Origin of the sequence: Microvirga subterranea (assembly GCF_003350535.1) — a bacterium.
Lineage (GTDB): Bacteria > Pseudomonadota > Alphaproteobacteria > Rhizobiales > Beijerinckiaceae > Microvirga > Microvirga subterranea.
Map to the genome: position 1 here is coordinate 35,481 of NZ_QQBB01000017.1, position 12,885 is coordinate 48,365.

Annotated in this window: 11 protein-coding genes; 4 read left to right on the forward strand and 7 right to left on the reverse strand. The window is 62.4% G+C overall.

Annotated elements, in window-relative coordinates; genetic code table 11:
- Positions 1-46: 46 nt before the first annotated feature.
- Genes DES45_RS23220 through DES45_RS23240 form a run of 5 tightly spaced genes read right to left on the reverse strand, consistent with a single transcriptional unit; the run spans position 47 to position 5,938 of the window.
- Positions 47-1,717, reverse strand: a complete 1,671-nt coding sequence (locus tag DES45_RS23220) for an ABC transporter ATP-binding protein (protein ID WP_114773088.1) — start codon at positions 1,715-1,717, stop codon at positions 47-49.
- Between the two features lies 1 nt (position 1,718).
- A complete protein-coding gene (locus DES45_RS23225; protein WP_114773091.1) occupies positions 1,719-2,534 on the reverse strand; it encodes an ABC transporter permease in 816 nt (271 codons plus the stop codon).
- A complete protein-coding gene (locus DES45_RS23230) occupies positions 2,531-3,475 on the reverse strand; it encodes an ABC transporter permease (RefSeq protein ID WP_114773093.1) in 945 nt (314 codons plus the stop codon). The genes DES45_RS23225 and DES45_RS23230 overlap by 4 nt, the downstream gene beginning before the upstream one ends.
- A gap of 20 nt (positions 3,476-3,495) precedes the next feature.
- Entirely contained in the window at positions 3,496-5,043 is a 1,548-nt protein-coding gene (locus tag DES45_RS23235) for an ABC transporter substrate-binding protein (RefSeq protein WP_114773095.1), read from the reverse strand.
- A gap of 4 nt (positions 5,044-5,047) precedes the next feature.
- Positions 5,048-5,938 carry an alpha/beta hydrolase family protein gene (locus DES45_RS23240; protein ID WP_114773097.1) on the reverse strand — a complete coding sequence of 297 codons (891 nt, stop codon included), beginning with the start codon at positions 5,936-5,938 and terminating at the stop codon, positions 5,048-5,050.
- 57 nt (positions 5,939-5,995) lie between these two features.
- Between DES45_RS23240 and DES45_RS23245 the strand changes: the two genes are divergently transcribed.
- Positions 5,996-6,808 carry a GntR family transcriptional regulator gene (locus DES45_RS23245; protein ID WP_342633543.1) on the forward strand — a complete coding sequence of 271 codons (813 nt, stop codon included), beginning with the start codon at positions 5,996-5,998 and terminating at the stop codon, positions 6,806-6,808.
- 22 nt (positions 6,809-6,830) lie between these two features.
- On the opposite strand, the gene DES45_RS23250 is transcribed toward DES45_RS23245, so the two are convergent.
- Both DES45_RS23250 and DES45_RS23255 read right to left on the reverse strand, forming a co-directional pair.
- Entirely contained in the window at positions 6,831-8,399 is a 1,569-nt protein-coding gene (locus DES45_RS23250) for an ABC transporter substrate-binding protein (RefSeq protein WP_114773101.1), read from the reverse strand.
- Positions 8,400-8,466: 67 nt separating this feature from the next.
- Positions 8,467-9,645, reverse strand: a complete 1,179-nt coding sequence (locus DES45_RS23255; RefSeq protein ID WP_114773103.1) for a C45 family autoproteolytic acyltransferase/hydrolase — start codon at positions 9,643-9,645, stop codon at positions 8,467-8,469.
- On the opposite strand from DES45_RS23255, the gene DES45_RS23260 reads away from it, so the two are divergent.
- From DES45_RS23260 to DES45_RS23270, 3 genes are all read left to right on the forward strand, one after another.
- A complete protein-coding gene (locus DES45_RS23260) occupies positions 9,541-10,620 on the forward strand; it encodes a GntR family transcriptional regulator (RefSeq protein ID WP_245571859.1) in 1,080 nt (359 codons plus the stop codon). The genes DES45_RS23255 and DES45_RS23260 overlap by 105 nt on opposite strands.
- A 70-nt stretch (positions 10,621-10,690) precedes the next feature.
- Positions 10,691-12,034, forward strand: coding sequence for an omega-aminotransferase AptA (gene aptA, locus DES45_RS23265; RefSeq protein ID WP_114773105.1), 1,344 nt, complete (start codon positions 10,691-10,693; stop codon positions 12,032-12,034).
- 507 nt (positions 12,035-12,541) lie between these two features.
- Positions 12,542-12,885: transposase (locus DES45_RS23270; RefSeq protein ID WP_147282490.1), on the forward strand; the 344-nt coding region annotated here is incomplete at its 3' end.

The window sequence follows — 12,885 nt, forward strand, 5'->3', positions numbered from 1 at the left end:
AAGGTTCTAAAGTGCCAGGCGAGTGGCCGCGCCGGATCGAGTGTCATCACGCCACGACCGAACTATGAGCCACTCTCTCAGCATCGAGGCGCCATTTCAGTCGCACGCCCCCACTGGCTGTGGTCTCCAAGGCTGGAATGGCAGAGAGCAACTGGCGCGTATAGGGATGCTGCGGCCTGTCGAAGATGGCGTCCCGACTCCCTTCCTCGACGATGTGGCCGTCCTGCATGACGATCACCCGATCCGCGACCTGCTCGACCACCCCAAGATCGTGACTGATGAACAAGCAGGAGAAGCCGTGCCGCTGCTGTAAGTCGGCGAAGAGGTCGAGCACCTGTGCACGAACCGTGACATCGAGTGCGGAGACGGGTTCATCGGCAATAACGAAAGCGGGGCGGCGCACGACAGCACGGGCGATGGCCACGCGCTGGCGCTGCCCGCCGGAGAGCTCGTGCGGAAAGCGATCCTCATAGTCTTTGCTCAAGCCGACCTCACGCAGGACCTCATGGACGCGCTCCGCCTTATCACGCGCGCTCATGCTCGGGACTTGTCGCAACGCTTCTCGGACAAGCGCCCCGATGGTCATTCGGGGATCGAGGGACGAATACGGGTCCTGAAACACCATCTGGCAGTTGAACCGATAATCAGTCCAGCCTTCGCTGCGCGGCGGAGCGATGGAGCGTCCCGCATAGCGTATATCTCCGCCGCTTGGGTTGAGGAGCCCCGCGATGGCCCGCCCCAGAGTTGTCTTACCGGATCCCGAACCGCCGACCAGTGCCACGACCTCCCTCGGCTTGATGAATAAGTCGATCCCATGCAGGGCCCGCTTGCCGGCTTCCTTGCGAAAGAAACCCTGCCTGCCATGGTAATCCACCACGAGTTCTCGGACTTCGACGATGGGCGTTGCCGTCGGAGGAATTTCCCGTGCAGGTAGACGGCGCGGCATCGCGGCGAGAAGTTTTTGTGTGTAGGGATGTTTGGGCTGACGCAGTAGGTCCTGCGTCTTCCCCTCCTCGACGATCTCGCCCTTGCACATAACGATAATGCGGTCAGTGTAGCGCGCCACCATCGAGAGGTCGTGGCTGATCATCAAGACGGCGGTGCCTCGCGCCCGCGTCAGCTCAACCATCAGCTCAAGGACGTCCCTCTGCACGACGGCGTCGAGAGCCGTCGTCGGCTCATCGGCAACTAACAGCGCCGGCTGGAGCAGCATGACGGATGCCAGCATAATGCGTTGACGCATGCCGCCGGAGAACTGATGCGGATAGGACACCAACGCGCCTTCCGGGTCCCTGATGCCGACCCGTCTGAGCATGTCGAGAACGAGGGTCTGCCGTTCCTCTGCACTCAGTTTGCGATGGAGCGCGAGTCCCTCGTCGAGCTGCCGGCCGATGAGCATGGAAGGATTCAGAGAGGTCATCGGCTCCTGGAAGACCATGCCGATGCGTGCGCCGCGGAGCCTCCTCAGATCGCTTGGGGAGAGCTGCGTAAGCTCCTGTCCGTCGAAGCGGATCGTTCCTGCCGTGCGGCTGATCGCCGGCGGCTCGAGCGCCATGATCGCGCGGGCGGCGAGCGTCTTTCCGCTTCCGGACTCCCCCACGATCCCGACGATCTCTCCAGGAGCCACGTCGAAGCTAATGCCTTTCACGACCTCGAGCCTGCTGCGGGCCACCGTGAGCCTTAGGCCCTCGACGCTGAGAAGTTTGGATTCGGCCATGTTAGACTCCTCGCATGCGCGGGTCGAGCTTGTCGCGAAGGGCATCTCCCAGCAGGTTGATGCCGAGGAGTGTCAGAGAGATGCACAAGCCCGGGAAGATACCGAGCCAGACCGCCTGAGCGATGAAGGACCGACTGCTGGCCAGCATGTTGCCCCAAGTCGGCGCCGGTGGCGGCACACCTAACCCGAGGAAGCTCAGGGCGCTTTCGGACAGAAGCACCCAGCCGAACATGGAGGTAGCGAGGACCGTCAACGGCGCGACGCAGTTCGGAAGGATGTGCCGCGCCATGGTGAACGCCTCGGGATTCCCCATCACCCGGGAGGCTTCGACGAATTCCCTCTCGCGCAGGGACAGCACGGTGCCGCGGACGACACGCGCTACCGACGGCGTATAAGCCAGCCCGAGCGCTAGAATGATTCCGTACTTGTTGGCGCCGATGACGGCCAGGAGGCCGAGCGCCAGGAGGATGCCGGGAAAGGCCAGGAGCGCATCGTTGAAGGCCATGAGGATTCGGTCAGTCCAGCCTCGGAAATAGCCGGTCAGAACCCCCACGGCGGTGCCGGCTGTAACGGCGGTTGTGACCGTGAGGAGACTGATCCAGACGCTGGTTGCCGCGGCCGCCATCAGACGGCTTAGGACGTCGCGCCCGAACTCATCGGTGCCGAGCCAATAGACCGGGCCCGGCGGCTGGAGGCGCGCCGCGAAGTTGATCTTGAGCGGGTCGAAGGGCGTCCAGACCGCGCCGAAGAGCGCGCAGACCAGCAGGACGCCGATGATCGTGCCACCCAGGATGGCATTGGGAGCCGGTAGTCTCATTCCGCAGTCACCCTTGGATCGAAGACGGGATAGAGGAGATCGACGAGGAGATTGACCACCACGTAGACGAAGGCCACGAAGAGCAGGCAGCCCTGGATGACCGGGTAGTCGCGCGCGAAGATCGAGTCCACGAGGAGCCGCCCGAGCCCTGGGATGGTGAATACCGTCTCCACGACCGCAATGCCGCCCAGCAGGTTGCCGAGAACGAGTCCGATGAGGGTCCAGGTCGGACCGAAGGCGTTCTTGAAGGCGTGGCACCACAGGACCGCACTCTCCGACAACCCCTTCGCGCGCGCATGGGTGATGTAGTCGAGTCGCAGGACCTCGAGCGTGCTCGCCCGCGCCATGCGGATCAGGACCCCCATCTCATGGAGAAACAGAGTCATGACCGGCATGATGATGTAGAGGAGCGCCGCCGTCGGATTCTCGGAGAACGAGACGTAGCCGACGACTGGGAGCCATTCGAGCTTGAGCCCGAAGAGGAGCAGCAGCAGGAGCCCGAGCCAGAAGGTCGGAATGGACAGGAGGACCGTCGCGCTGCCGACGAGGGCGAGATCGAGGGTGCTGTTCTGCCGCCAGGCTGCGATCATTCCGGCCGGAACGGCGAGGACGCTCGCGATCAGGACTGCAATGAGAACGATCCTGGCGCTGATCCAGAACCGATCAAGGACGAGCGGCAGGACCGGCTGGCTCGACGTGATCGAGTTGCCGAGATCACCCTGCAGAACGTTTCCGAACCAGATGCCGAACTGAATTAGCAGGCTCTGGTCGAGCCCCAGCCGCTGCCGCAGATCCGCGAGACTCGCGGCATCCGCGAGGTCGCCCAGCATGAGGGAGGCCGGATCTCCCGGGATCAGGCGGATCAGGACAAAGACCGATACCGCCATGATGAGCAGGGTCGGGACGGCCATGAGGATCCGTCTGAGTGCGAAACGCAGCATGGTCGTCACCCTCCTGGCGGTCAGTTCGTCGCGACGCGAGCACCCCACACGCGGGGCTTGCCTTCCCACGGCTCGGCTCCCTGAACGCGCTTGGTATGGCCCCAGGCCTCCTGGCCGTTCGCGAAGATGACCAGCGGCGTCATTTCCATCTGGCGCTTGTGCAACTCGTCGAAGATCTTCTGGCGCTCGGTCTGGTCCGAGATGGTCGACGCCTTGTCGATCAAGGCCTCAGCCTCGGCTTCGTCCCAGACCTTGCGCGGCTGCTTGTCCTTTGGGCCGGCAAACTGCTCATAGCTCAGTGCCGGGTCGAGTCGCGCCGAATACGAGAAGGACATCATCTGATAGTTGCCCTTGTTGTAACGATCGAGCTGCGTCGCCCATTCCAGGACCTCGATCTCCGCATTGATGCCGACCGCCTGCATCATCGCCTGCGCGATGACCGCGGCATTGAAGCTCGGAACATGGACGCGCTTGTTCGCGATGATCTTGATCGGCTCGCCCTTGTATCCAGCCTCCTTCAGCAGTTGCTGCGCCTTCGCGGGATCATAGCTGTAGCCCTTACGCTGGGCATCGCCGTAATAGGCGGACGTAAGGGCGACGGCCGAGTTGTTCGGCTTGCCATTGCCGTTCGACACGGCGGCCACGAGTTGGGGCACGTCGATTGCGGCGGCAATCGCCTGGCGCAGCTTCACATTGCCCAGGAGCGGATCGCGGGTCTGGAACAGGAACGTGTGTTTCGTGGCTGACGGGAAGAGCCCCACCTCGACGTTCTTGGCTTTGGCGAGTTCCGCCAGATCTGAGTCGAGCACCTGCGCCACGTCGACGGCACCTGAAACGAGAGCCGCCTTCACGGTGGACGCATCCGGAACGACGAGGAACTTAACCTCCGGAAGAGCGGTGCGCTTGGCGCCTACGAGCCCGTCGGGTTTGTCACCGGGCGGAGACCGGTATTCGTCGAAGCGCGTGAGGGTCACGTACTCACCGCGGCGCCACTCGCCAAATTTGAACGGGCCTGTGCCGACCGGCTTGTCCCAGCTCCCTTCCTCCTTCACGGAGCTCTTGTGCAAGATGGCCGTCATGCCGCAATCGGTGCGGGCCATTGAGTCGAGGAAGAGCGCGGTGGGACGATCAAGCGTCATGACAACCGTTTGGGAATCCGGTGCCTCGATCTTCTCGACTTTGAGGCCGGAGCGACCATCGAAGTCCGTGCGGCAGCGCCAGTCGGTCTTCGGCTCCATGTAGCGGTTCCAGCTCCACAGGACGTCTTCGGCCGTCAGTTCGGCGCCGTTGTGGAATTTCACGCCCTTGCGAAGCCGGAACGTGTAGGTTTTCCCGTCGGCCGAGAGCTGGACGGACTCCGCCAGCAGAGGAGCGACGGTGCCGTTCTCTCGATAGCCAACGAGTCCCTCCACCATGTGGAGCACCACGGCATCGGTATTGTCGTCCCGGTTCACACCTGGGTTCGTGCTGCGGATATCCGCATTGAGAGCCACCGTTACCGTCTGGGCAAATGCCGGGCCGGCCGTCAGGAGCGCCGCTCCCAAGGCAACTGCAATCGACTTGTTCATCGTGTTATCCCTCTGCAATGGATTGTTCGTTGGCGCGCCGGTCCCTCAGAACCTCGGCGAGGAAGCTCTCCACATGCTCGACCACTTGGTTGCCGTCATGCGGCACGTTCGGTATGAGGTCGAACCGGACGTTGATCCCATGGGCCTCGAATGACCGGCGCAGGCTGTCGAGGCGCTCGGGCCGCGTCCGGCCCGCATCGTTAGCGCCTAGCATCCAGTGGCGGCCTCCCTCGCGGTGGGTAATCTCCCAGGTCTCGATGTCTGCCGCGCCTACGATCATCTGAACGGGCACCCGCGCCATTGCAGCGGGGTCGATCTCGATCCCGAAGCGTTCCTTCACGTCACGCATTCCAACCCACCAGTCGCGGCTCGGATCGAGCAGGGTCACGGATCCGGGCGCTCCGATGGATGCCGCCCAGAGACGGTCCGGATGGAACATGAGGAATCGATGAGTGAAGTGCCCCCCGCCCGAGTAGCCAAAGAGGCCGAAGCGGCTGACGTCGAGGTCATAACGCTCCCCGACCTCCTCCACGATCGAGAGGAGCACCTCGTCATAGCGGATGCTGGCCTCCTGCATGTACTTGAAACCGTCGCGGTTCCCATCTCCGAGCACGCCGACCGGAAAGAGCGGGCAGAGGATAATGCAGTTGTTCCAGCGGCCGAAGCCTGCGAACGCGTCCCGGTAGGACGTGAATGCCCGCCCGGTCCCGTGCATCACGGCGACAAGGTTCGGCGAACCGCCCTGCCCAAGGGTCGGCGGTACGTACAGGCAATAGGAGAAGCGGGGATCGCTCTTGCTTGCGAAGACCGTCGTGTGGCCGAGATCGTAGATCTGCCTCCCACGATCCTTCTTGCCGGTTTGCTCTTGTGGTAGTGGGGCGAGTGCTAGATCCATGAAGCCGTCCGATTGGCAAAATAATTGGCGCCAAAATGTTTGCATCGACTAAGGGAGTTGGCAATACTGATTTGGGAAAATTTCCGTCGAGGCTCCTGTCGCGAAATTAAATTGCAGGCCATGCGGATCGAGGCAGATAATTTCTCCGGGCGAATGATGTCGTATGAGAAGCCCATACGGTGCAAACGAGGTCCTCCTGTTCCGATGAGTGCCAAGACCAAAAGATCGCCAGAAAGTCTCGTGGACCTCATGGCTCGAGACATCCAGGCTGGCGTTTTCACGCCCGGATCCTGGCTCAAGCAGATCGACCTCGAGAATCGGTACGGCGCCACTCGCATGGACGTTCGAAGGGCCCTTGATCAGCTCGCATTGAAACGTCTCGTCCGGCATGTTCCCAACCGGGGCTACCACGTTCATGCTCTCGATGACCGGCAAGCCGATGAAATCCGCGACGTTCGGGTCATCTTGGAAACGGCAGCCGCGGAAAGCATGGTCGAGAATGTCGGTCCCGCCGACCTGGAAGACCTCCGGAGGCTTGCGGCTCGGTTCGACGAGCTGACCCTGACCGGAACGATCCTGGAGCAATATGAGGCGAACATCGCGTTCCATGTGCGGCTCCTAAAGCTCTGCTCCAACCAGGAGCTGGTCAACATCGTGATGGAGCTGCGTGGGCGGGGACCGTCGGCTCCCGCCACGCAATGGAAGACGCGGGCTCGGATAGAGCAGTCCGGCCGCGAGCACTTATTGATGATCGAAGCACTCGCAGCGCATGATACGGCTGCCCTCAGGCGCGTCCTGACCGCCCACATCCGACAGACCGGGCTGGAAGGGGTGGCGAGCACTCAGCCACCCAAGCACAAGAGCGGCTGAGCCCGTTCGTTGGCCGGTCGCCTCAGTTCGAAACCTGCACTTCCCAGGCGCGCGGCTTGGAGAGGACCGACGCGGTGTAGCCCTGGACGTTCTTGCGGTAGGCACTCGCCTCGACGCCGTTGTACAGCATCACAAATGGAACCTCGGCCAGGAAGCGGCGATGAAGCTCGTCGAAGATCTTCTGGCGCTCCCCCTGGCCCGGGGTAATCATGGACTTCTCCAGCAGAGCCTGAGCCTCGGGACTGTCCCAGACCTTGCGCGGCTGCTTGTCCTTCGGTCCCATGACCGACTCGTAGCTCAGCGACGGATCTAGACGGGCCGAATACGGGAACGCCATCATCTGGTAGTTGCCCTTAGTGTAGCGGTCAAGCTGGGTGCCCCATTCCAGCACCTCCAGATTGGCGTTGACGCCGGCCGCCTGGAGCATTGCCTGAATGATAACGGAGGACGCGAACGTCTGCGGATAGCGCTTGTTGGTGAGGATCACGACCGGCTCACCCTTGTAGCCGGCCTCCTGGAGCAGCTTCTTCGCCATCTCGGGGTCATGCTTGTAACCCTGGTCATGCGCCGCCGTGTGGTATGACGAGCTCAGAGGCACGATGGAGTTGTTGTGCTTCGCCAGCCCCTCGGTGACCGCCTCGGCAATCTGCGGAGTATCGAGCGCCGCGGCGATGGCCTGACGCATCTTCACGTTGGAGAGCAGTGGGTCGCGCGTCTGCATTAGCAATGTGCTCAGACCCATGTTCTGCGCGATCGACAGGCCCAGATTCGCGTTAGCCTTGATCTCCTTCACGTCCGCATTGGCGACATCAGGAACAACGTCCACGTCTCCGCGCAGCAGCGCTGCCTTAGCAGCGGCACTGTCGGGGATCACGATGAACCGCACCTCGTCGATCAGCGGTCGCTTCGAGCCGGCGTAGCCGTCGGGCTTGCCGTTGCCGCGGTTGGCGTAGCCTTCGAACTTGGCGAGCTTGACGACCTCGCCTCGCCGCCACTCCATGAGCTTGAAGGGACCCGTGCCGATTGGCTTATCCCAGCTTCCGTCGGGCTTCAGGGAGTCCTTGTGGATGATGCCAGTCATGGCGCAATCCGTGCGCGCCAGCGTAGCCAGAAAGAGCGCATCGGGTTTGGTCAGGCGAAACACGACTGTCTGCGCGTCGGGTGCCTCGATCGACTCGACCTGCGAACGGCCGCGGCCGTCGAAATCGGCAAGGCAACGCCATTCCGTCTTGGGATCTGTGTAGCGCTTCCAGCTCCAGATCACGTCCTCCGCCGTCAGATCCGCGCCGTTGTGGAATTTGATCCCCTTCCTGAGCTTGAAGACGTAGGATCGCCCATCCTCCGATACCGCGACGGATTCCGCGAGCAGAGGCTGAATGCTGGCATTCTCCCCATAGGCGACGAGGCCTTCGACGGCGTGCAGAACGACAGCGTCCGTATTGTCGTCGCGGTTTACACCGGGATTCGTGCCGCGGATGTCGGCGTTAAGCGCAATGCGAAGAACGGATTGCTGTGCGAGTGCGGGCAGTGCGGATGCCGCGATTAGGACCGATACGCAGCCCGCGACAAGGAACGTAGCCTTCAGTTTCATCATAGTCCTCCCGACACTTAATGGTTCCTGCTCTGGTCTTTTCTTGTCTGCAGCTGTTTGCCGCCGCTTAGACAGCCTTCACGATCGGCGTGGCCTGTGTCGACGCGGGAAAAGCGTGCACGGTCGGCCGCTGCACCTCCATGTCGAGCTTGTATGTCGTGAAATCCCGATTGAGGGCTGGCAGCATCGCCACCTCCATGATGCCCAGCATCGGCTCCATCACGATCATCGCCACCGTGGCGCTCAGATTGCTGCTCAGGTTCTTGCGCGGCGGACGGCAGACCGACCACGGGGTCTCGAAATCGTCGAACAGGGCGTTCTTCACGGTATCGCGCGTGATGCTGCCGAGATGCGGCTCGATCAGGGAGCGGACGCGAAGGTCGCGGTAGAGGCTGTCCGGTGTGTTGACGATGCCCGTGTCCTTCAGCTTCGAGAGGGCTACGGGGCTCTGGAAGTGGTTGGCATGGACGATGAGACCGCGCTCCGGCAGGACTTGGAAGGTCTCGTCGGGCGCGCACTCGAAGTCGATGGCGATGCCGTTGGCCTGGCTCACGATCATGTTGTTCGCAGCGGATTTCGGCGTCGCGTAGACCGCCTGCATAGAGACTGCGACCTGCTTCTGTTCCAGAACCTTGCGCCGGATCAGCGCCAGGGGGACGCCGAGGCGGCGATAGTCCCGGTCTGTCTCAAGGTAGTTCGCCGTGATGGCGATGCCTGCCGCATTGAAACCTGAGCGGGCGAGAGCGCCAGCCTCCGTGAACGTCAGAATGTCCGGTCCGTCGTCCCGGCGGATCTTCAGCACGACCGCCGTTTCGGCGCATTCAACCTTCCAGTCCCAGTTTTGGGCATGGATAAGACGCCTGTCCTTCGTGACCTCAGGCATCGCGACCACGCCGGTGCAGCCGTCAGGATCGTCGTCCGGGACGATGCGCTCGTCGGCGGGTCGCTGCGCGAGCTTCAGGATTTCGGTGCGTGCATTGAGGAGCACGACCGATTCGAAAGCCACGCCCGCGCCTTCTGCGATCCCGCGCATCTCCTCAAGATAGGTGGGGTCAAACCGGTCAATCGTGGGCTCGAACCGCCGAACCAGAGCCTTGATTCCTTCCGGCGTCAGGTCGTTTCGCCCAAGCTGATCGGAATAATGCTGAATTCCGAGGCGCACCCGGTCTGCCGCCTGCTCGCCATATTGGCGCCCGCGTTCGCGGGGAGAGCCGGATACTTCTATGAGCGGGCAGGACGGCGTCATCAGGGTGGCCTCTCAATGGGACTGGTGTTTTTGCCGGAACTATTGTATTTCATCGCAACAGAATACAAGCAAGAGGAATCTCGCGTGAACCAGCCGACCCGACTGCAGCAGGATCTGGCTGACCGTATCGTCCAGCTTGTTACTGAGGACGGCCTCGCCGTCGGGGATATCTTGAACGAAAACAGCTTGGCACGCAGGCTCGAGGTATCCCGCACCCCTGTCCGGGGGGCACTGTTGCATCTAGAAGGCTTGGGGATCGTTGCCCGCCGGCCGAATCGGGGCGTCGAACTGATTTCGATCCCGCGCCGGGAGAAGGTCACATCCGCGCCAGCAACCGATGAGGACGAAGAGTGGCTGGTCCGGATCGCTCGCGACCATAGGAGCGGCGTTCTTCCGCAGGAGATCTCGGAGGTGCAAGTAATGCGCCGCTATGGGCTCAACCGGCCCATCGTACAGCGCGTGCTCTCACGCCTCGCGGAACTGGAGATGGTTGAGCGCAAGCCTGGCTACGGCTGGCGGTTCCTAGCGGGAACGCGTGATACGGCGACCCACGATGAAAGCTATCGCTTCCGTATCATGGTCGAGCCGATGGGGATCCTGGAGCCGGGGTTCCGCCTGGAGCCCACCTGGATCGAGCAGATGCGCCGCCTCCACGAGGACACACTCGGCCGACCGTGGCTCGAATCATCCAGCGTCGCGTTCTTCGAGATGAACGCCGCCTTTCACGAGGGGCTTGCCGCAGCCTCCGGCAACCGGTTTGTGCACGCTGCCATCCGGCATCAGAACCAGCTGCGGCGGTTCTCCCAATACGACTGGAAGTTCGGTTTCGAGCGGGTCGTGGTGAACTGTCGCGAGCACCTGGAGATGCTGGACTATCTGGCCCGCGACGAGAGAGAGATCGCTTCCCTGCTCATGCGCCGGCACCTGGAGCGGGCAAGCCATATCAGGTCCCGCAGCGGCCCTGATCCAGGCTAGCAAGTTATTGTATTTCGTGGCTATAAAATCCACGCGACTTGCCCAAGTCAATTCCTGCCAGGAGCCTTCCATGACTGCCTCGCCACAGACCAACCTCCATCCGCGCGCCAACGACGTGGGCGACAGCTACTGGCTTCCCTTCACGGCCATGCGCCAGTTCCGGTCGAACCCGATGATGTTCGTCGGAGCCGAGGGCATGCATTACTTGGCCGCCGACGGCCGACGGGTGCTGGATGCGATGGCCGGTCTCTGGTGCGTCAATGCCGGTCATGCACAGCCGCGCATCGTCGACGCTATTCGAGAGGCGGCCGGTCGTCTCGACTTCGTCTCCTCCTTCAAGATGAGCCATCCGGCGGCCTTCGAGCTGGCAGGTCGGCTTACCGGGATCGCTCCGGAAGGCTTCGATCACGTGTTCTTCACGAATTCCGGATCGGAGGCAGTCGATAGCGCACTCAAAATCGCGCGGGCCTACCACCGGGCCCGTGGCGAAAGCGGCCGCACGAAGCTCATCGGTCGCGCGAAGGGCTATCACGGCATGGGGTTCGGCGGTCTCTCTGTCGGTGGCATTGGACGCCACAAGCGGGATTTCGGCCCTCTTCTCCCGGATGTGGCCCACCTCTCCCTGCCGTACGATCATCCGTCGATGGGATTTTCCCGGGGCCGTCCTGAGACAGGCGCACAGTACGCGGATGAGCTCCAGAGCCTCCTGCAGATCCATGATCCCGCTACGGTCGCCGCCGTGATCGTGGAGCCGGTGATCGGATCCGGCGGTGTCTATCCTCCGCCAGTGCAATATCTTGAGCGGCTGCGCGCCATCTGCAGTCGGCACGGCATTCTCCTAATCTTCGACGAGGTCATCACCGGCTTCGGCCGGCTCGGGCGGCCCTTCGCCGCCCAAGCACTCAACGTCGCGCCGGATATCATTACCTGTGCCAAGGGAATGACCAACGGCGCCGTACCCATGGGTGGCGTCCTTCTGCGTGATTTCGTGTTCGAAGCCTTCATGGCCGGTCCGCCGGAAGCCATCGAACTCTTCCACGGTTACACGTATTCCGGACACCCCCTCGCCTGCGCCGCCGGCCTCGCGGCACTGGACGTATACGAAGAACTCGGTCTTTTCGAGCGGACCGCCGCCATCGCTCCCACATGGGAGGCTGCGCTGCACAGCCTGAGGGGCGAACCTCACGTCGTGGACATTCGCAATATCGGCCTGCTCGGCGTGGTCGAACTGTCGCCCCGCAGCGGCGAGCCGGGAGTCCGGGGAGGCCTTTGCGCGCAGAGCTGCTATGAGGACGGCGCCCTCGTGCGTGCCTCGGGTGACCTCATCGTATTATCTCCTCCCCTCATCATCGAAGAGGGACAGATCGAACAGGTGGCCGTCAGCGTTCGCTCCGCCCTGCGACAGATTGACTAGCATCCGTAGGCCACCCGGCATAAGAACGATTCCTACGACCTCACAAGTGCCTCCCTTTCACGGCACATTCTATCGCCCGGAATGTCTGTTTGCGATCTGGTGGATTCCACTGTGAATCCTGTGCTCGGCCGAGTGGCATCCGGGCGGATGCTGAAGTCAGGTAACCGCGCAGGACTGAGCCGTAATGCAGATGACCCTTAGCCCCGGTGCCGCTTCAGGTGGTCTCGCGGCCTGTCCTTTGCGGATCATTGCCACGCCCTCATTCAACAATGCAGATGCCCCACCCAGCCCTGCAGTGTTCCCGTACGCAAGCGGGCCTTTGGCTACCAATGGTACACTCACATTTGATACGAGCGGGATCCTGACACGTCCAAACCCCTCTTCCATCGCGATCCCTGTTCCAGGTGGACAAACCGCTACTTGTCCGCCGTCAGCACTCATGAGACAGATTGGGTGAGTTGAGGAAGGGAGAGGTTCTGGTCCATCGTAGCCCATGAGGACGCGACGATGAGACAGAAGCAGAGGCCGGCCAAAGGGCCGGCCGAGGCGGTGGTCAAGGAGATCCGCCGTGCCACCCGCAAGCATTACTCCGCCGAGGAGAAGATCCGCATCGTGCTCGAGGGCTTGCGCGGCGAGGACAGCATTGCCGAACTCTGCCGCCGTGAAGGCATCCCGCCCAACGTGTACTACCGCTGGTCCAAGGAGTTCCTGGAGGCGGGCAAAAAGCGCCTGGCCGGCGACACCGCCCGGGAGGCGACCTCAGACGAGGTCAGGGGCCTGCGTCGGGAGGCAGCCGCTCTCAAGGAGGTGGTGGCCGATCTCACCCTCGAGAACCGTCTGCTCAAAAAAAG